At 53.8% G+C, this 20,940-nt stretch carries 19 protein-coding genes; 5 read left to right on the top strand and 14 right to left on the bottom strand.

Features of this window, described 5'->3' with window-relative positions; all coding sequences use genetic code 11:
- Positions 1-151 precede the first annotated feature (151 nt).
- The gene (locus tag JW885_04505) at positions 152-907 is read left to right on the top strand and encodes a tetratricopeptide repeat protein (protein MBN1881414.1); all 756 of its coding nucleotides are present in this window, start codon (positions 152-154) and stop codon (positions 905-907) included.
- Between the two features lie 26 nt (positions 908-933).
- On the opposite strand, the gene recJ is transcribed toward JW885_04505, so the two are convergent.
- Positions 934-2,667, bottom strand: coding sequence for a single-stranded-DNA-specific exonuclease RecJ (recJ, locus tag JW885_04500; protein MBN1881413.1), 1,734 nt, complete (start codon positions 2,665-2,667; stop codon positions 934-936).
- 272 nt (positions 2,668-2,939) lie between these two features.
- Between recJ and ssb the strand changes: the two genes are divergently transcribed.
- The 4 genes from ssb to JW885_04480 all read left to right on the top strand — a co-directional run bounded on the left by ssb (position 2,940) and on the right by JW885_04480 (position 7,435).
- A complete protein-coding gene (gene ssb / locus JW885_04495; protein ID MBN1881412.1) occupies positions 2,940-3,395 on the top strand; it encodes a single-stranded DNA-binding protein in 456 nt (151 codons plus the stop codon).
- Positions 3,396-3,404: 9 nt separating this feature from the next.
- Positions 3,405-4,373, top strand: a complete 969-nt coding sequence (locus tag JW885_04490; GenBank protein MBN1881411.1) for a polyprenyl synthetase family protein — start codon at positions 3,405-3,407, stop codon at positions 4,371-4,373.
- Positions 4,374-4,467: 94 nt separating this feature from the next.
- Positions 4,468-6,081 (top strand): HEAT repeat domain-containing protein, encoded by a 1,614-nt coding sequence (locus JW885_04485; GenBank protein ID MBN1881410.1) that lies wholly within the window; start codon positions 4,468-4,470, stop codon positions 6,079-6,081.
- Entirely contained in the window at positions 6,062-7,435 is a 1,374-nt protein-coding gene (locus JW885_04480; GenBank protein ID MBN1881409.1) for an HD domain-containing protein, read from the top strand. The genes JW885_04485 and JW885_04480 overlap by 20 nt, the downstream gene beginning before the upstream one ends.
- A gap of 98 nt (positions 7,436-7,533) precedes the next feature.
- On the opposite strand, the gene JW885_04475 is transcribed toward JW885_04480, so the two are convergent.
- From JW885_04475 to JW885_04415, 13 genes are all read right to left on the bottom strand, one after another.
- Positions 7,534-8,100: a HEAT repeat domain-containing protein gene (locus JW885_04475; GenBank protein ID MBN1881408.1), complete on the bottom strand. Its 567-nt coding sequence runs from the start codon at positions 8,098-8,100 to the stop codon at positions 7,534-7,536.
- Between the two features lie 2 nt (positions 8,101-8,102).
- Positions 8,103-9,110, bottom strand: coding sequence for a P1 family peptidase (locus tag JW885_04470; protein ID MBN1881407.1), 1,008 nt, complete (start codon positions 9,108-9,110; stop codon positions 8,103-8,105).
- 57 nt (positions 9,111-9,167) lie between these two features.
- Positions 9,168-9,947 carry a prepilin peptidase gene (locus JW885_04465; GenBank protein MBN1881406.1) on the bottom strand — a complete coding sequence of 260 codons (780 nt, stop codon included), beginning with the start codon at positions 9,945-9,947 and terminating at the stop codon, positions 9,168-9,170.
- A 148-nt stretch (positions 9,948-10,095) separates the two neighbouring features.
- On the bottom strand, positions 10,096-10,728 hold the full coding sequence (locus JW885_04460) for a hypothetical protein (GenBank protein MBN1881405.1): 633 nt from the start codon (positions 10,726-10,728) through the stop codon (positions 10,096-10,098).
- Complete coding sequence (locus JW885_04455) at positions 10,729-11,508, bottom strand: ABC transporter permease (GenBank protein ID MBN1881404.1); 780 nt, start codon at positions 11,506-11,508, stop codon at positions 10,729-10,731.
- On the bottom strand, positions 11,505-12,443 hold the full coding sequence (locus tag JW885_04450) for an ABC transporter ATP-binding protein (protein MBN1881403.1): 939 nt from the start codon (positions 12,441-12,443) through the stop codon (positions 11,505-11,507). The genes JW885_04455 and JW885_04450 overlap by 4 nt, the downstream gene beginning before the upstream one ends.
- Positions 12,436-13,113, bottom strand: a complete 678-nt coding sequence (locus tag JW885_04445) for a hypothetical protein (protein ID MBN1881402.1) — start codon at positions 13,111-13,113, stop codon at positions 12,436-12,438. Before JW885_04445 ends, JW885_04450 begins: the two co-directional genes overlap by 8 nt.
- Before the next feature lie 66 nt (positions 13,114-13,179).
- Positions 13,180-14,154, bottom strand: coding sequence for a flippase-like domain-containing protein (locus JW885_04440; protein MBN1881401.1), 975 nt, complete (start codon positions 14,152-14,154; stop codon positions 13,180-13,182).
- Between the two features lie 2 nt (positions 14,155-14,156).
- A complete protein-coding gene (locus JW885_04435) occupies positions 14,157-15,575 on the bottom strand; it encodes a sugar transferase (GenBank protein MBN1881400.1) in 1,419 nt (472 codons plus the stop codon).
- Positions 15,559-17,685 carry a glycosyltransferase family 39 protein gene (locus tag JW885_04430; protein MBN1881399.1) on the bottom strand — a complete coding sequence of 709 codons (2,127 nt, stop codon included), beginning with the start codon at positions 17,683-17,685 and terminating at the stop codon, positions 15,559-15,561. Before JW885_04430 ends, JW885_04435 begins: the two co-directional genes overlap by 17 nt.
- Positions 17,678-19,162, bottom strand: coding sequence for a B12-binding domain-containing radical SAM protein (locus JW885_04425; protein ID MBN1881398.1), 1,485 nt, complete (start codon positions 19,160-19,162; stop codon positions 17,678-17,680). The genes JW885_04430 and JW885_04425 overlap by 8 nt, the downstream gene beginning before the upstream one ends.
- On the bottom strand, positions 19,159-19,935 hold the full coding sequence (locus JW885_04420; GenBank protein MBN1881397.1) for a WecB/TagA/CpsF family glycosyltransferase: 777 nt from the start codon (positions 19,933-19,935) through the stop codon (positions 19,159-19,161). The genes JW885_04425 and JW885_04420 overlap by 4 nt, the downstream gene beginning before the upstream one ends.
- Positions 19,919-20,893, bottom strand: a complete 975-nt coding sequence (locus JW885_04415; protein MBN1881396.1) for a glycosyltransferase family 2 protein — start codon at positions 20,891-20,893, stop codon at positions 19,919-19,921. The genes JW885_04420 and JW885_04415 overlap by 17 nt, the downstream gene beginning before the upstream one ends.
- Between the last annotated feature and the right edge of the window lie 47 nt (positions 20,894-20,940).

Genomic DNA, 20,940 nt, shown 5'->3' with positions numbered 1-20,940 from the left:
GCCTATAAAAACCGTTTCTGTTTCTATCATCAAAAGAGACTCAACGCAAGTAAAATGGTTTTCCTTGATGACTCCAAATCCTTTGACACTCGAGCATATACGATATACAATTATCGCTTCATGGGAACGGCACTTTTGCATATATGACGTTATGACCATTTCGAAAATCACCGAACCACCGCACAGCTTTTGCACAACGGACGAGTACGCCCACCGCATGGCGTTTTTTCAGCGCTCATTGGACTATTTCATGAAAATGCTGGAGCATGAGCCTGACAATCCCCCCGCCTGGGGACACGCAGGGTTGCTCCTGTATGAGCTGGGACGCACGAACGAGAGCATAGAATATTTCAACAGGATCATCGCCCGTGATCCTGACAACGCGATCGCCCACGACGCCGTTGGATTCATTGAAATGGAGCGGGGTCGCTTTGCCGAGGCCTCCCGGCACTTCGAAGCCTCGCTTTCCGGGAATCCCGGGCGTATCGACATCGTATTCGATCTGGCGCTGTGCCTGATGAACACGCATCGACTGGAAGAGAGCCTGCGGCACATCGAATCGATACCGGAAGGAAACCGGGACGTCCGGGCGTGGTTCCTGCTGGGGAAAGCCGAAAACGCCAGGGGGCTCAACCCCCTGCCCCTCTACCGCCGAGGGCTGTCCGTATATCAGGCGCCGGACGGTCCCGTTCGGGAGGCGGTGTATGCGGCGAAATGCCAGATGCGGGGAATCATGTATCATGCGCTGGGTGATAGACATCAGGCGATTAATGCGTTTTTAGAGGCGGGAACACGGGCGGCCCGCACCGACCAGAATCGAATGATCCTTTCCGGGGACACCCTTGAATACCTGGTCAGGAACGATTTCATCGACCGGACTCGAGCGCTGGCCAGCGTCGGAGCATAACACAAAAGGCAGACTCCGGCCCCGACCTATTCCACACGAATATCCTTTATATGCAACTCGCAGGAGCCGCTTCGGTTCCATCGGTTTTCGCGAATGGCGAAAACCGCGTCCACGGTATCAATGGGATTATTGAGAAGCCGGCCCTGTCCGAAGGCGATGGCGTCCCAGTTCATCTTGTCATCCTTGAACACCATTCTCAGGTGATTTCTCCCCACGATCCGGGCCTCCTTTACCATGAGGCACCGGGTGAGGAACTGCGGTTCCGGATTTCCCGCGCCGAAGGGCATCATCAGCTTGATTTCGTGCAGTAGGTTTCGTTTGTGGATATCGGAGAGAACGATCTCAGCATCGATCTTCACGGTGGGGATGAAATCCTCGTCACAGGTCATCTCCCGAACAACCGCGTCAAATCTGTCCCGAAATTCCGAGATATTCCCCTTTTCCATGGACAATCCCGCGGCGTATTGATGTCCCCCGAATCCGATGAGGAGCTCTTCCAGCTTCGTCAGCCCCTGATAGAGATGAAACCCGTGAATGCTGCGGGCCGATCCCTTGGCGATTCCGTCGGAGAGAGACATCATGATAATGGGTCGGTAGAATCGATCGACCAGACGGGACGCGACGATCCCCACAACTCCCGGATGCCACTGTTCCGACGCCAGCACGATGGAGCAGTGTCCATCGAGCGTTTCATGGTCTATAGCCTCCAGAGCCTGGCGGAGCACCTGCTCCTCCATTTCCTGGCGCGTTCGGTTATCACGATCCAGATCACGGGCGATGGCGAGGGCTTCGGCCGGGTCTTCGGTTGTCATAAGACGGACGCTCTGGTCGGCGCTGCCGACCCGGCCCGATGCGTTAATCCGGGGCGCAATACGAAAGCTGATTTCCGTGGTCCCCACATCCTTTATCCCCGCGATCTCCTTCAGTGCCACGATTCCGGGCCTGTCGGTCTCATTGAGCTCCATCAACCCGTATTTCACAAAGAGACGGTTTTCCCCTACCAGGGGAACAATATCCGCCACCGTTCCCAGGGCCACCAGGTCAAGATAGCGTTTCAGGTTCGGGAGATCATCAAACGTCCCCTCGTCCCTCATGCGCATCCTCAGGGCGACCAGCAGGTTATATGCGATGCCCACGCCGGCGAGGTTGTCGTGGGGAAATCGGCAATCGGGCCGTTTCGGGTCCAGCACCGCCAGGGCGTCGGGGAGTACATCGGGAACTTCGTGATGATCGGTCACAACGACCGAAATCCCGAGGTTTTTGGCTAGTTCGATTTCCCGGTGATTCGATATGCCGCAGTCGACGGTGATGATGAGTTCGGCCCCCCGACCGGCGATATGCCTGACGGCGTCTTCATTCAAGCCGTATCCCTCGGACACGCGGTCCGGGATGTAATACGAAACGTCGACACCCAGGGAGCGGAAAAAGAGGACAATAATGGACACCGACGTAATGCCGTCCACGTCGTAATCGCCGTATACCCATATGCGTTTTCCGGACACGACGGCATCCATCACTCCGGAAACCGCTCGATCCATATCCACCATCAGAAAGGGATCGGGCATATGGGAGAGATCGGGGTAAAGGAACCGATATACATTATCGGGATCGTTAAATCCTCGGTTCACCAGGAGAGAGGCGGTTATCGGCGAAATGGAAAGGGAGTATATCCGACTCAGGGCGGATACAAGATCAAAAACCGCCGCGTCATTTGTCGTCAGCGTGTCCCAACGGGCATCCGATATTGATGAATTGTTCATTTAAATAATTATAGGCAATGCGGCACTACCTGTCAAGCGTGATGGGCTTTTGTGCGTTTTAAAAACTTGACTTGGATATCGTACATGATACAATAAATTTTACTTATATGGACCGGTTTCGGTGGGAAAAAGAAACGAGCACCGGGCTATACAGCTGTTACATCACCCCACGGGGGTGAGTCAGTTTGTGTCCGATTGTGTATAGGCCGTTGATCGATTTATATAAGACCAATCAATTCATTTTTTTCTGCATACATAGTATTGGATAGACCGTGAGCGGAGTAAACAAAGCCATCCTGGTTGGAAATTTGGGGGCGGACCCAGAGGTGCGATACACGGCCAACGGCACGGCCGTCACGACGTTCAACATCGCCACAAACGAACGATGGACCGATCGCTCCTCCGGCGAAAAGCAGGAACGCACCGAATGGCACCGGGTTGTGGCATGGGGCAAACTGGGAGAAATCTGCGGAGAATACCTTTCCAAGGGCAAGCAGGTTTACATAGAGGGGAGAATACAGACACGGTCGTGGGACGACCGGGACGGCAACAAGCGATATACCACGGAGATCGTCGCCAGGGAGATGGTCATGCTGAGCGGAAGCGGCCCGGGGGCACGGCCGTCGGATGGTTATTCGGACTCAAATGATTATTACAACCAGGACAGAAGAAGCGGACCACCGTCCGGCACTCCGGGTCCACCCGACGACGACGATATCCCCTTCTAACACCCGCTCATGACAGAAACATTTTCAGTTATAGAAGATGATCTGAAGGCCCTGGAGTCGGAACTGGCAGACAATCTCGCATCGGATGTCACGTTGATTCCAAAAATCGGCCGTCATCTCTTCTCCTCCGGCGGGAAGCGCTTTCGCCCGTCGCTGTTGATATTATGCGCGCGCCTCTTTCACGGTGATCGCCACCAGTATCTTCCCCTTGCGGGGGTAATTGAACTGATACACGCGGCCACACTGCTTCATGACGACGTGGTGGATAAAGCCGACATGCGTCGGGGTGTGCAGTCGGTCAACCGACTGTGGGGGAACGAGGCGAGTATTCTTGTGGGCGATTTTCTGATCTCTCAGGCCTTTTCCATCATGGTGGATTCCGGCAGTCTCAGGATTCTTCAGATCGTATCGGAAACCACCAAGAAGATGTCGGAAGGAGAGATGTTCCAGATCAGTCTTGGGGATAGAATAGACATTAGCGAACAAGAGTATCTGAAGGTCATTTATAACAAAACCGCCATATTGATTTCGGCCGCATGTCGTATCGGGACCATCCTCGGCGATGCAACCGAGGAGGACGAAGAAAGAATCGTCCGCTTCGGCGAGGGACTGGGAATGGCGTTTCAGATCGTCGACGACGTTCTCGATTATGTCTCCAGGTCGAGCGATCTTGGGAAACCGGTCGGAATCGATTTTACCGAACGAAAACCGACGCTTCCGTTGATATACGCCCTGAGCAGGATGAACGATGAGGAGCGCGCGTATGTGACCGGGTTGTTTTACGCGAACACCCTTTCAGACGACGAATTCAGGGAAATCGCCCGGTTGGTCCGTAAAAACGGCGGGATTGATTTTTCCCTTAAGAGGGCCGCTCATTACGTGGATGACGCAAAAAAAGAACTTTCGTATCTCATGGATTCGGAAGAGAAACAGGCCCTGATAGGCATAGCCGATTATATCATTGAACGAAGCGCCTGACGGGTACTGATATACGATAAAAAATCGAAGAAAGGCGTTATATAAAAATACCGATCTTATACTTTCCACCTGTTACTCTATACAAGCAGGCCCAATGGTAGTTGATAACACAACTCCTCACAATCCGCATGTTGAAGCGCTACTGGTTGAACTGATGAAGGCGCAGCGCAGCGGTTTTATGTATCCACCCGGACACCCCACCAGAAAAAACATACTGGTGAATACCTACCATGTTTTCCGCTCTTTTTTAGATGAGGAAAACGAATTTCGTCTCACGGTCGGCAAGAAAAACCTGAAATACAACGACATTCCCATAGGCGGAGACGCCGAGATACAAGAAAAGCTCTTTCAAGAGCTCACTCTAAAAAATATCAGTGAATTGACCTTCAAGCACGACCTCACCATCAGTGAGATGGAGATTTTCGTCGATCTCCTCAACATGAACAGCAGGGATTTCAGGAACGAAGGCGGCGCTCAAACTCTCTTCGTAAACAACAACCTGAAGAGTATTGCCGTCAAGGAAGCCGACTACGACACCCTCTTGAAGAACAAGGAAGAGGGAAACGACGATACCCTTGAGGAGGGAGAGCAAGCGCCTGAGCCCGTCCCGGAGGAGGAAGTACAGGAAGAGGAGGAAAAATTACCTGATATCCAGGAAGAGGAAAAAGAGGAACTCCACAAGGAAATCGACCTGTACCTCACCGCCCTCTCGCAGGAAAGAGACCTGAAAAAGTATCGCAAGATACTGCTCAACCTGGTAAAGCTCTCGGAAAAACTGGCGGAAGAGACACGAACAGGCGAACTGCTTACCATACTCATCGGTATAACAAGGGAAGTGCTTCCGAAAAAGAAGCGCCCCCGGGAGTTACAGGTTCTCAGTATCAAGGCGATCAAACGATCCGTCACCACCGATGTCATCAGTTCCGCCATTGATACCTACTGCAACAAAGGTGATGTCAACAAGGCTGAATACAGCGCCCTGATTAAAATTATCGGTGAAGACGCCATTGAGCCGACCATTGAAAAACTCATAGTAAGTGACAGCGCATCAGAGAGACGGAATCTCATACAGATAATCGTCGGCTTCGGTGAACATTCCCGAGGCCCTGTAGAATCCTACCTTTCCGATGATCGCTGGTACGTCGTCAGAAACATGGTCTCGATTCTGGGACACATCGGAAACGAGCGCTCCCTGGGACCACTCATGCGTATCATTAACCACGATGACGTCAGGATTCAGCGTGAGGTGATTCACGCCCTCACGAAAATCGGCGGGAAGCAGGTTATTGTTTTCCTTCTCAAGCTGCTTGAGGACGCCGAACCGCAACAGGCGATCATCATTATCAACGCCCTGGGAGTTCTGGGAGACACAATGGCCACAGCACCGCTGGTGGACATCGCCAAAAAGCGGGATATCCTGTATCGCAATTATGAATTACGAAAAGAAGCCATCAACAACCTGGGGCGCCTGAAGTCCACTGAAGCGATCGACGCTCTGGGAAAAATTCTTCTGAAAGCTGAATTTCTGGGGGGACTCAGAAACGAAGACCTCAGAATCTCCGCGGCAAAGGCGCTGGGGCGAATCGGCGGTGAAGAAGCCGTCGCCTATCTCATCTCTGCGGTACAAAAGAGAGACAGAATCATCAGACGTGCCGCGGAAAGCTGCCTGGCCAGTTTGGGATATAATCATGAGCACATTACAGGATGAGAAACAGCGAAAGCAAAGCTTCATCAGAGCGATGAAGATCCTTAACGCCGCCATCTCCAGCCTGAAGCTTTATTCACCCAATCACCCATCGGTCTCAAAGTCTCTGGATGATCTGTTTAGCATTATCCAAGCACTCATCGATGACAAGGATCGCATCGTCATCGCGGTCACACGAAACATCCCGATTCTGGATGGGATACCGGTATATGAAAGCGATGTCGCCATACAATCCTTCGTCAAAATGATGCAACAGCGGGGGATAGAGCTGATTATCATCAAGTCAAAATTGAAACAGGAAGAGCTCGTTCCCTTTCTGAATATCCTCAGGGGTGACAAACAAACCCTCACCTCCGAAAACCTGACCCTTCTTCTCGAACAAAACCGCGTAAAAAATATCCTTATTAAGGATGTAAACTTCAATCAGCGGGCGAAAGAAGCATATTTCGATGCCATCGGCTCCATTAGCAGGGTGCTCGATGATGTACAACATGACAATGTGGTCAACATCTTTGAGAGCAAGCGATCGGTCAAGGGAATGATCAATTCCATTCTGGTCGATAAAAACATCCTGCTTTCTCTATCGATGATAAAAAACTTCGATGACTATCTGTTCTCCCACTCGGTAAACGTCTGTATCCTGTCGATTTCACTGGCGGAGGAGCTGAACTACGGAGAAGATGAACTCACCGATATCGGAATGGCGGGGCTGCTTCATGATATAGGCAAGATCAAAACCTCCCTGGAAGTCCTGCAGAAACCGGGCAAGCTGAACGAGGAGGAATGGGAATTGATGAGGCAGCACCCACAACTGGGAGCGGACCTCCTCAAGGAACAGGAAGGATTATCGGAAAAAACGATCAGGATAGTGCTGGAGCATCACATGCGGCCCAACGGCAAGGGATACCCTCAATATGATCCGGGCAGGGAACCTTTAACCCAAAGCCAAATCGTCGCCATTGCGGACACCTATGACGCCGCCACGACCATCAGGCCGTATCAGGAACCGCTTTCCTGCACGGGCGCCATTAAGCTGATGCGGCAGATGTCCAGGGAAACAAGTGAATTCGACAGGAACATGCTCGCATCTTTTGAAAAGATGATGGGCGGCTATCCGATCGGCACAACCGTCCGGCTCGACACCAATGAAATCGGCTACGTCACACGGTACGGCTCCAAGAAGGAGGCGCCGATGGTAAAAATCTTCCTCGACAGAGCGGGGCAGATGCTGAACGAGCCAAAGGAAGTGGATCTCAACGAAAAGGATATGGAAACCGGCAAGCCCTTTCGCAATATTATCGACGAAGTGGACCCCATCGCGAGGAACCTTGACCTCAACCGGATACTGGAGTCGTAATGCGAAACATCCGGGGGACCGGGAGTGAAGAAACAAAAAAACGCCGCGGGATATGATCCCGCGGCGTTCTGTATAGACCTACAATCTTGTACCGCCTGTCAGATATCAAGCTCTCCCAACGCCCACGCGGCGGCCCGACGGACGTTCGGAAATTTACTCTCCAGCATCTTAATCAGCAGCGGCTCGGTTGCCTTCAGGCGAAATGTGCCCAGAGCCGTCACGATGGCTTCATCGAGCTCGGCGTTTCGTGAAGGAAGCATCTTGACCAAAAAACCCGCCACGGATTTATCGCCTATCTTCCCCAATGACTCCACCGCCTGAATTTTCGCCACTATGCTGGTATCTTTGAGCATCTGCAGCAGGGCCGGCACTCCCTTGTTCTTTCCCATATCCCCGATCGCCCGTATCGCGCTGACGCGTATTTCCTCATCGGGGTCCCTGAGGGAATACAGGAGGGGCACCAGGGCCTTCTCGTGTTTCATCTTTGAAAGAGAATAGATATAGCGAAGCTTCTCCTGCTTGGACGAGTCCTTGTATGCCTTGAGGACATCGCCCAGCTCGGAGAGCGCCTCAAGCTTCAGCAGGGCGTCTGATGCGCGTTTTCGAACCTCGGCGTCCTCATCCTTCAGTGCGCCGATTAAGGCATTTTTCCTGTCTTCCAGCATAGCTACGTTTGCATATCCTGATATGACGGAACTACTCCCCTGCCGTCCGCATGAACAATCGCCCGCTTTACCGCTCGAAACAGTGCTCGTTCGCCGAGCAGCGCCAGGGTGTTTATTCCCGCTTTGACCGAATCGTCTTTCAATCCGTCCGGGTTCCGCACCGACAGGGCGAATACGACATCCCCATCAAATGTGGAGTGTATGGGGGATATCACCCGGGCCAAAGACGACTGCGCCATTTGCGCAAGCTTAATGACCCCGCTCTTGGGCAGTTCCACATTGGTCGCCACCACGGCAAGGGTGGTGTTCTGGCCGGGGGGCATGGCCCGATCAAATCCGAGGCGAATCTTCTGTGCGGTATCGATCAGGTTTTCGGGATGTTCGGGATCCCGGGTCCCCGCGAGAATCGATCCTGTCTCCCAGTCCAGGATATCACCGAAGGCGTTTACCACCACCAGAACCCCCACGATAACACCGTCGATCGATTCGCTGGCGGTTCCCAGACCTCCCTTCATCGCCCATCCCGTGCCGAACAGCTTCCCGACGGATGCGCCGCACCCAGCACCCACACTCCCCTGAGAAAACCCATCCGCCGACGCGCTCTGTGCCGCCCGGTATCCCATCTCCTCGTCGGGCCTAACCGCCGGATTACCTATCCCCAGGTCAAAAATAATCGCCGACGGCACAACGGGAACGCGGGCATAAAAGACGTCAAGACCCACACCCCGCTCTTCAAGATAGCGAAGCACACCTCCTGATGCGGAGAGCCCGAACGCACTGCCGCCGGATAGGGTAACGGCATGAACGGTATTGGCCACATGCAGTGGAGAGAGGGAGTCCACCTGTCGAGTTCCGGCGGCGGTTCCTCGAATGTCTATCCCCCCCACTGCGCCGGTTTCGGTCATCACCACCGACACGCCGGTCATGGCATCATAGTTCTGGGCGTGTCCGACCAGAATCCCCGGAACATCCGTTATGCCGTCATGAGGTATATCGTCTGAACGATTCATTGTAACTTCTCACGTATGCCCGGTCAAGACATTTTCCCCAACGGTACCAACTGGTTTTCATGGCACAAACATCCCGAGATACATGTCCATGAGGGTTCTTCCGAAAAATATGAAACAAACCGCTCCCAGGGAGAGAAACGGGCCGAAGGGAATTTTCATCTTCTCGTCGCCTGAATGCCTCATGTGCATAAAAATTCCACAGATGGATCCCACAATACTCCCCAGGAGAATGGTAAAAAAGACGCCGCCGATCCCCAGAAACGCCCCGATCATCGCCAAAAGCTTCACGTCCCCCATCCCCATGCCCTCTTCCTTTGTCCACAGGTAATAACCGAGGGCGGTCAGTGCCAAAAATCCCCCGCCGACGAGAATGCCCAGGGCCGATTCCTTCCACGAAATCTCCGGATTAAGAAACGACAGGGCGAATCCGATGAGAATCCCTGGGATCGAAATGACGTTGGGTATGATCTGAAAATCGACATCAATCATCGTTACCACGATGAGCGAAGCGCTCAGAATAAAATATATGACGAAAGGGACGGAAGGGCCGTAGAGATAAAAGAGTCCCGTGCACACAAGCCCCGTCAGCAGCTCCACAATCGGGTATCGCCATGATATGGGGCGCGCGCAGCCGCGGCATTTTCCCCTGAGCGCAATAAAGCTGATCAGAGGGATATTGTCATACCAGCGTATCGGCTCCTTACACTCGGGACAGCATGATCCGGGATGGACGATCGATTGTTCCCGGGGAAGCCTGTAGATGCATACGTTCAGGAAGCTGCCGATGATCAGCCCGAAAAAGAAGGTCGCGATCTGTATGAATAAATATATATCCATCAACAATCCAGATTGTTTTCGGCCCGGCATGAAAGGCCGGGCCGACAGGGCATGTATATACAGGCGTGTGGAAGAGCCGCAGCTCCCCCCGAATATACGGGCGGCCATATGAACGGGGCATTCATACTGCCCGAGAGATACCGCCCTCTCAGGCCAGATATAATCCGACGATCCATATCAAATAGAACACGATTGCGGCGACACATGCAAAAACCGCTTTCTTTTTGTTCCCCTTTTCATCATAGATGGGAAACGCGCTGAAGATAAAAAGAAACAGCGCCAGGATCCAGCCGACGAAACCGACTCCCACCAAAACCGACCAGCCCCGATGCGGGCCCGTGGGCCGTGTGAGTGTATCCATGACCTCTTCCTCGGTCATGTTCGGATATTCCTGAGCGATGTGATCCGCGAGCCACAGGTTGGAGCGATCAATCCACTCGGTCATGGGCGTAAACGGCCCTCGTGCGGCATTGAGAGAACTCCTGAGGGTTTCAATGGCGAATATCGCCGTTTTCATATCCCCCCGCTTCGCCGCGGATTCCCCGATGTCCCAGAGGGCTTCGGCGGAACCCCTCACCCAGGGATTCAGGGGCGCATACCACTTGATGGCCCTGCCGTGGTGAATAATGGCCGATATCTCATCGCTCGCTCGGGCCGCGTCCACTGCACGGTTGTACTCAACAACGGATCCCACGTATACCCTGCCGAGCACCATGGCCAACAGCACGACAACGAACATGAGAAAACGGGAAATTCTCAACGATTCGGTTGATTCACTCATTTATTTAAAATCCTTCCTGTTAAAGATAAAGGAAGAAATAGCAAACAGCAGAATGATATACAAAAGGCCGTACGTAATCGAAAACAGCAGAAAGTCCCCGCTTACCGGCAATCCGTGAACCGCGTTACTGCGGATGTTGAAGTTATCCAGGTTCGGAAAAACGTAATAGAGGATTTTCAATATTTTTTCAAGCGCCGTTCCGCTGAAATTATGACTAAACTCATACAGGTCATAGGTCAGATGCCCGATAATATAGACTCCGAGGGTGAACATACCGCTGAGGATGGGCGTTGTGAATGAAGAGAAAAATATCGCCACGGCGCAGACGATCATCAGCTCGAGAAATGTCAGCACAATGGCCTCAATAAGCAGCAGATCCACACCCCCGTTCTGTGAGAAAACGATGAGACAGAAAATCAGTGACATCGCCGCCACTTCCACGAAAATCGTAAAGACCAGGCCCAGGTATTTGCCCAGCAGGAATTGCAGTCGTGTGACCGGCTTTGAAACGATGGTATAGATCGTCCTTTTATCCAGCTCCTTATACACCAGGCCGATCCCGACGAAAATGGCGATCAGGGCGCCGAACAGCGAGATGGACGCCAATCCCACGTCCTTGATGATCTTCGTCCTCTGGCCGATCGTGACGACATCCAGCACCGTGGAGACAATCAGGATCAGTACGGCGAAAAAGACGATGCTGTAGAGGATCCTGTCCCGGATGGCCTCTTTGAACGTGTTTTCACCGATCACCCAGACCTTTGTGATGAATTTCATCATGACGACACATCCTTCTTGATTTCACTGATGAAGAGCTCCTCCAGGTTCACCCTGATCGGCTCCACCGTCTCGATCCTCGCATTGAACCAGCGAACAATATCAATGACCTTATTGACATCATCAGTCTTCTTTACCGTAAACAGGTACCTGTCGTCCACGGAGCGCTTCAGCGCCGCATACTCGCTCAATTGATCCACCATCGTCTTGTCACCGCCGCGAACCGTTATCTCCATCGACTTCACCCGTTTCCCGAGCAGCTCATCGAGTTTCCCCACATCCCTGATGCTTCCGTTGATAATGATGCCGACCCGATCGGCAAGCGCCTCCACGTCCGGAAGGATGTGGGAGGAGAAGATAATCGTCTTGCCCCGGCTCTTGAGGCTGTGGATAATCTGCTTGAACTCCGCCCGGCCCAGGGGATCCAGCCCCGCCATCGGCTCGTCAAGTATAATCAGATCAGGATCATTGATGAGGGCCTGAGCGAGGCCGACGCGTTGGAGCATTCCTTTGGAATACAGCCGCAACGCGATATCCGATTTTTTTTCCAAGCCCACCAGCTTGAGGAGATAGCCGATCCGCTCATTCCTTACACGAGAAGAGAGTGCGAACAGTCGGGCGTAAAAATCAAGAAATTCCCTGGCGGTGAGATATTCATAGAAATAGGGACTTTCCGGCAAAAAACCGATGCTTTCCTTGACGACAATATCCCCCGGGGGTCTGTTCATCACCCTGATGATCCCCTTATCCGGAAAGATGATTCCCATGATCAGCTTGAGGGTGGTGGTCTTCCCCGATCCGTTCGGACCCAGATATCCGAACACCTCCCCTTTTTTTATTTCCAGGCTCACACTCGAGAGGGCCTGCGTTTTCTTTATAAAAAAACCGGTACGAAAGGACTTCTGAACGCCTCTCAGATATACCGCATTCTCAGTCATGTGTGCCCTCGCTCTCAAGCTCCATAATTCTTTGCGCAAGAATGGCTTTTATCTCCGGAATGGTGAATGAATTATAGAGAAAGTACATAAATTCAAGGGTTGTTTCCCGTGTCTGTCCATATTCTCTCAATTTACTGGTCAGTTTCGCCAAGTATTCCGGAGATCCCTCGAGCCGGTTCGAACGCTCGAAATATTTCGCTGCTTCGTTGAGGTCCCCGTCATGGAAGAAATAATTGAGTCCCAAAAGGAAGGGAAAATACCAGTCGTCCGGATAGACGGTCATCCCCTTTTCCAGTATCAGGCGGGCATTGTCAAACTGGTTCGCTTCGAGATTTAAAAGCAGTCCCGCAAAAACATAGGGAAACTTGAAATACGGATCCAGGTCGGTGGTGATGTCCGCCATGTGATAGAGCCACGTGTAGGTATGATCCGTAGCATTGTGAGTGGCGAAATATTCGATCATCTTAATAAAAATGATATCGGCCACCACCTGGTCAAATCCGAGACTCACGATGTGCAGCACTCTCCCGGACGGTAAATAGAGGAGTTCCTCCTGCTTTTCCCATGTGACCTTCTCTCTGTCCAGGCGACGCTGAATCGGCACGATGGCCGCCACCAATAGCGCCACCAGCAAAACCACAACAACAATAGAGAGAAGAGACCTCTTCATCGACACACCGCCGCTCCTGATGATTTCACATCAAATAAGCATACAATAACAGATTTCCCCGCTTTTTCAAGATTTTTCATGAAATATTCCATGCCGCAGCACCAGTGTCAGCATCGACGCGACACCCAGAATCACAAGCCACATCATCAACAGCACCCGGTCGATGCCGGTTGCGTAGATACCCGATTCGAATCCGATCCCCGCCACTCGAGACAGCAGTCCCACAACCCCCTCCTTAACCCCCAGCCCTCCGGGAACGAAGCTCAGAACACCGGCGAGATTCGCCAGGGGAATCATGGCCCAGCCGGCGAGGTAGGGAATATCGACGCCGACGGTGCGGTATGAGAGCAGTATACGATAGGAGTCGATCATCACCAGGAGACAATCGGCGACGATGAGGGTCCCCAGGCACATCGCATTTCCCGCGATGACCGCCCATCCCTCTCGAAACCTTACAAGAAGCCGGTTCTGTATGCTCTCCGGGTTTCTCCCCATCCAGAGAAACAGTCCCAACGGCGCCGCGATCATGACGGCATATATCGGAAGTATCTCCCAGAGCATGGCTTCGCCCAGAATCGCCATGCCGATGATTCCGAGACATCCCATCGACGAAAACACGATAACCGTCAGCACAAAACCGGCGCCCAGCACCGAAGCATACCGGGTATAGGGAAAATCAAACACATTCTTCAAGTAGGCGGCGCTGACGATCGGCCCGCTTCTAACCGGGAGGTAGTTCAACAGCGAGTTGATCTGGGCGACGGCGAACCACTGGTGCCCGGCGAGGTGCACATCGAATGCCCGGGTCGCCGCACGGATTTTTACCCCGAGGACGGTTTGAAAAAGCACGATGAGGATGCTCATTTGCACAAGATACCCGGGCGAGAGATCCACAAGCGTAACGAATTCACCCCAGTGTCTCTTGATAAAAAACCAGGCGATGAACCCCACGATACCCAACAACAGGATGCTTGTGAGCACGCGTAATCGTCTTCCCGGCAATCCCGTCGTATTGAATGCCGCATCCCGTTTTTCGTTCACGGTCAGTACGCCCCCCTCCGTGAAAGCAACGCCGGGATGGTACGCAGGATGATGGATATGTCCATAATCAGAGAACGATTCTTTATATAATAAAAATCATATTGCACGTTCTCCTCCAGGGGCAGGTCCTGACGGCCGATAACCTGCCACAGACCGGTCAGTCCCGGCTTGACGGAGAGACGCTTTTTCTCCCACTCCTGGTACTTTTCAACGATAAAGGGCATCTCCGGCCGGGGTCCGACGATGCTCATGTCTCCCGCCAGGACATTGATAAGCTGGGGCAACTCGTCCAGGGAGAGCCGGCGAAGTACCCCCCCCAGCCGGGTTATCCGGTCGTCCCGTTCCTTTCGGGGCGAGCGGGAATAGGTCGGCGTGTCCACACGCATCGTTCGAAACTTTATCATTGAAAACCGTCTGCCGTCCCTCCCCACCCGCTCCTGGGAAAAGAAGATCGGCCCGGGGGAATCGATCTTGGTGAGCGCCATAACGAAAAGCCACAGCGGGACGGTTATCACGATGCCGATGGATGCCAGAATAATATCCATCGTTCGCTTGAAAAAATCATATCCACGCCCCGGCCCCTCCCCCTTGAGATTTACGACCGGAAAATTCCCCACCATGTCTATTCTGGTGGCGTCGGAGATGACGTCGAATACATCGGTCACGATATGAAACGACACACCCTTCCTGCCGGATGCGGAAACGACATTGAGAATGGTGTGATGATCCAGATTCGGCAGAGCGAAAAACACATCGTCTACATGGTACTCATCGATGATGGTGTGAATATCCTGATCGCTTCCCAGTACCGGGATATCGCCCACGTTTGTCCCGATTTTCGAGCGATCGTTATCCACGAATCCAACAACCCGATATCCCACATCCCGGGAATCCTGAAGCTTCTGGACGGTGCGTATACCGCTTTCCCCCGCCCCCACCACCAGGGTTCTCAGAACCCCATATCCCCGCTTCCACAGCACCGATTCCACCATACGAACGATTATTCGTGAAATACTGAGAAAGAAAAAACTTAAGATACCCATGAAGATCACCACGGAGCGGGATATATGCAGGTCTCTCAGGAGAAATCCAAGGGACATGCTGACCAACAGACCCAAGAAAAAGACCTTCACCAGGATGATGAATTCATTGGTAATGCTCATTTTCGCGGTCCGGTGATACAGACCAAAAATGCCGCCCGTGATAATCCAGCCGAGAACCATCATCGGCGTGGCGACGAGATAATCGGAAAAAGGATTGAGTTGGAGCGGATAGTAGTACGCAAGGGCGATCCGAAGCCAGTACGCACACAACCACGAGACGAAGAGAAACAATGCGTCCAGAAACACCAGTATGGCCGTTAAAAACACCCCTCCCCGTCTCTTGATGACGATGTCCCTGTTGTTATTCACCTCTGACACCGCTCAACTCCTGAATTTTCTCTCGAAGCTGTAAGGATTCCGGAAAAAGTTCCAAGCACTTGCGATAATAGGCCAACGCCGCCGGTCGATCACCCCGAATCTCCATAATACTTGCCAGGCCGAAATAGGCCTTCATGTAGTCGGGATTCAGACGGGCGGCATGCAACAGAAGCTCGCCCGCCTCGTCGGTATTTCCGATCTGCAGTTTCGCCAGGGCCAGAAACACCACGGGGATCGTGTCCCGGGGATAATCCGCCGTCACACCCTCGAGAATTGTTATCGCCTCTTCTTGTCTTTCCTGTCGGATCAACTCCACGGCCCTTTCGAAATCGGTCGGCACATATTCATCCGCGCCGGTATATCGATAGAGATCCACGCCGTTTCCCCTGATATATATCGTATCCACAAATTCCAGACATTCGAACACCTCCGGATAAATCTCCTCCAGATACGGCAGCCCGTTTTTCACGTCGATAATCAGGTGCGTGACGCCGGCGGCCTCAAACCGATCACAGGGAGACGACTCTCCGGGATCAATAAACGTCATGTATACGGCGTCCAGGTCATTTTCCAGGGTCATCACATGGGCATAGGGGCCCGCCAGAACCGCATCTTCCGCCAGGATGTCTCCCAATTCCCGGGAGAAGCTGCTCATGGTGTAATGGGGCCGCACCAGCCATGAGACATACATCGATCCCTGATATACGATACATAACACCACAAGCATCCCCACCATCACCACCCGCACGCCTCTTCTAATCACACCGCTGTCACTATATCGTTCGCTTCGCCGGTAGGAGAAGACCACCAGGGCCACGGCAACCCCCACAATGAGTGATATGGACGCCAGGAGATAAAAAGAACTGAAGAATCCGATGATTCGTTCAAAACGAGCGACCCCCTCCGCGGACATGCTCAGCCCCATAACGAAGGTATCGAAATTCCTGATGAAGTAAAACAGTGTTGTGTAGAGCAGCTTGAATGTCAGAAAAACGATCCAGACGATCAGCAGGATGTAATATCCGTAATCGTACTCGACCCGGGGCGGAGGATTCAACAGTCGGGAAAGGGCGCACCCCGCAGTGTAGAACATCGGCGGCATGAGAAACAGGAAGTATCGCGGCGGTGCATATTCAAAAAGGATGGTTGAAAGCGCCCCAAATACCAGCCAGACCACAATTACCAGGCGTACGACGGTATCGGGATCGGTGAAATCAAGCTTTTTCTTTATAAGATCGCCCATAAACATCAGAAGGTAGAGGTAGCTCATGAGCGAGACGACCGGCAGCCACAGGAAGATGGCCCCGCTCTGTCCGAGATTGAACAGATAAAAAAGCACCTTGTCTCCGGTCAATCCCTCACGCATGTGCGCCTTGATCCGTCCCAGGGCCATCAGCACCGGAGCAAAATCAAGATACAGCGACGCAATTACCGCCAGCGCACCCGCCACGACAAGCAGCACCACCGCCCCAAACACCATCGAAATCATCCGCTTTCTGTCCCTGAACCGTCCGTACAGCGCCGCCCCGTGCCCCACCACCAGGGCGGGAACGAGGGCCACGGCTATAACCCGCACCCAAAGGATCGCTACGATCAGTATGATCCATGCCGGGATGAACCACAGGGGTCTCTTGAGGCCCAGCATCCATAGATATACCGCCGCGAGCATGTAGGTAATCATCGTCGTATAGACCAGGGGAATCCTGGTATACATGATCCAGAAATAGGAGAACACCCAAAAAAGCATTGCGAAGATCACCGTCGGCTCGTCGTCCGTGCGGCGGGCGATCAAAAAGAAAAAGACCAGGCCAATAAGCCCGATTAGGACGGTGGTCAGGTTAATGACGGCGTTTGAAGAACCAAAAAGCCAGACGGCGGGCACATACAGGAGATAATACCCGGGAGCATTCCAGTTCCGGGAAATGCTCCGGGTCTCTCCCGTTTCGACGAATGATATGGCTGGTTCAAGATAGTAGGCGGCATCGGTGCTGGGCCCCTGGGACCAGCTCAGGTCAAACGGCGCGTCCGCCGCGGGATGAGCGCTTCTCATAAGGCCCGCCAGAACCAATCCGACAAATAAAATCAATATCCATCGTGTTTTCCTATCCATGACGCTCCCCTTTTGTTTTCTCAGGCTTCCGCGTTAAAAAATCCCTCAGATGCCCAATGACCGCCCGGGCGCCCCGGAATATATAGGAAATATCCCGAAGCGATCTGATTTTAAACAGATTTCTGAGTATGACCCGTGGAGACAAAAACGACTTGTAAATGCCGCCGGCTATCGTCATGACCTCTTCCGGTTCCATGTCCAGGGTTGTGAAGACCGGCTCGCTCATGTCGAACCGCTCGTATTCATCCGGGCGGATGCGAAAGAGATTCTCCCTGACACCCAGCTCGAAGAGCGGCGTGCCCGGATAGGGCACCAGGACTGTGGCCTGAAGCATCTCTGCGGAACCGTCCTCCATGAGGCGCTTGGCGAGATTCAGGGTATTCATCGCGTCGGCCCTGGTCTCCCAGGGATACCCGACGATGACCGTGAGGTGAACATCGAGCCCCGCGGCGGCGGCGTTTCTGCAGCCGGAGACGATCTGTTCGACGGCTATACCCTTGTCGATACGGTCCAGGGTCTTTTGGTTTGCGCTTTCGAGGCCCGCCTTCACCTTTCTGAATCCGGCCCTCTTCATTAGTCGGGGGATGTCCGGATTTTGCAGATAATCAAAGCGCATGTTGCATGAAAAGAGGATTTTTTTGTGATACCCTCTCTCGATCATGCCGTGACAGAACCTCTCGAGCCACGCACCGCCGGGGAAGGTTCCGGTGTCGTCGAAAATCTCCCGGGCGCCGTGCTCGGAAATCAAAAAACCGATCTCGTCCAGGACGTGTTCGACCGGGCGCACGGTGAATTTCGGATAGAGCGTCGTCCATGCACAGAAGGTGCAGCGGTGCCAGGGACAGTCCCTCCCGGACATGATATAGAAAAACGGCGTACGACGCCTCCATTTTTCCCCGTAGAGCCATGCCTGTGTCAGCACGCGGTCGATAAAGGGGGCTCCCGTCAGGTCGTCCTCCAGGCAGAATTCACCGCTCTGTCTTATCTCGCCCGCCTCCCGATACCACACCCCCGGCGGTATCGCGGCTTCGGCGTCGATGTGCGCCGCAAGCTTTTCGAGGGTGAAATCATAGGAGCCGCCGGTCACCGCATAATCGACGGGGGACGACCGCATAGTCTCCTCCGGCAGCGCGGTCACATGATCACCCATCAGTGCCGTCTTGATGTCCTCATCGATATTTTTGATCTTCCCGACGATATCCCAGTGCTGGCGAATGACCGGCGTCTTGCTTTCCATGACAATCAGGTCGGGCCGCTCCTCCCCGACGATACGGAAGAAGTCGTCGGGGGACTTCTTCCGGGCGATGCCGTCATACCAGATTACCCGATATCCCCGGGCCTGGAGGATGGTGGCGGCGGACGCCGATACCACCGGGTAGATATACGACGGCTCGTGATACCACTGAAACTGCCGGTTCTGCGTCAGCATGGGGCTTCCCTTGCCGGAAAGGGCGGGATAGGCGATCATTATCTTCACGAAACGTCCCCTCTCATTCTTTTCAGGCGAAGCCCGAGCATGCGAAAGAGAAACGACGGGTTGCCCACCGCGTAGCGGTAAAACATCCGCTTCGGCTCCATCAAAAATCTGTGGAACCACTCCAGGTGAACCTTTCGCATCCAGGACGGCGCCCGGCTGACCTTCCCCGCCACGAAGTCGAAGGTAGCCCCCACGCACCAGATCAGGGGGATCCCGAGGCGGTCCCGGTGGAACAGGGCCCATTCCTCCTGGGCGGGGGAGCCCATGCCCACGAAGAGGCAATCGGGCCTGTTTCGGGCGAGCATCTCGAGTACGGCCTCATTCTCCATCCCCTTACGGTCGAAATATCCATGATGGGTCCCCGTCACCCGGAGTCCGGGAAACATCGATCCGAGCACCCCCACCGCCTGCTCGGCCACCCCCGGCTCGCCCCCCAAGACGAAGATGGAGCGGTCCTCCTTCGTAAAACGGGACGCGAGATCGGAGATGAAATCGGCGGCGGTCAGTCGGCCAGGGATGGAGAGCCCCGCAACCCGGGCACCCAGGACAACCCCCACCCCATCACAGTATACCAGGTCAGCCCGGGTGAGCATCTCGTGATACGTCCGGTCCTTCCTGGCAAGGTTCATGGTATGTATGTTCGCATACATAAAAACCGCTCCTCCGGGCGGCTTTCCGGACGCGGCGACCACCGCAGCATCCAGGAGGCCATCAAGGGTCAGTCGTGCGATCTCGATCCCCTCGAGGGTCACCGTGTTATTGATCGGGAACAAACCGCCTCCTGATAAACCGCATCACCTCCCGGTGCTCAAGACTTCCCCGGGAGAATATCACCTTTCGTTTTTCTCGCATGACCCTCATCAGACTTGCCGCATCAGCATAGGCGCCCAGGAGGTGACGCTCGAACAGAAGTGCCCATGCGAACAACGCCGCCTCATACCCGACGACGAAGGGGAGGTGACGGGCGAGATTGACCAAAGTGTCGTTCTTTGCCAACAGGAGATACCGGTTGCGAAACTGGAGATAGGTGGCGCGTCGATCTTTCCCGCGCCGGGGGACCAGAGTGTATTCATGGACATGTCGTGCCACAGCCCTCGGCTCGTACCGGCATCGCCAGCCCGAAAGAAGCGCCCGCCACGACAGGTCAACCTCCTCACGGTAGGCGAAAAAATCGGTATCGAAGTACTGATCCCCCTGTTTTATATCCTCCAGCATCTCCCTCGAATACATCCCGTCCGACCCCATGACTCCCATGACGTATCCCGGGATGTCGTATTGTCCCCGATCCATTTCTCCTCCGCCCCGGTCGTCGTTCTTGCGGGTGCGGGAGAGAACCATTCCCGCACTGTCTATGGTCTTTCCGTCAAGACGGAGGAGCTTCCCCGCCACAAGCCCGATTCTGGGGCCCGCCTCAAAGGCCGCAACCTTACGCTCGATGAAATCCGGCTCCATGAAGAGATCCGGGTTGAGCGTCATGAAAAAATTGAAGCCGCCGCCGGCGATGATCCGGTTGTGGCCCCCGGAAAAGCCGGTGTTTTCAGGGTGAAGAACAATCTCATATGTGCCCCGGTACGACTTGATCACGTCCCGGGAGCCGTCGGAGGACGCATTATCGCTGATGACAAGCTCCACATCATCGTGGGTTTGTGCCCTGACCCGCTCGATACACTCTTCCAGGTACGCCTTATGGTTGTAGTTCAGGAGGCTTACCAGCACTCTCCGTCCGCTCATCGGGTGTGTCGCCTCCTTCTATAGACACCGCCCTTGGCGTGCATGCC

The organism is Candidatus Zymogenaceae bacterium, assembly GCA_016931225.1.
In the GTDB taxonomy this organism is placed as follows: Bacteria; Desulfobacterota; Zymogenia; order Zymogenales; family Zymogenaceae; genus JAFGFE01.
This window is presented reverse-complemented; position numbering and strand designations above follow the sequence as displayed.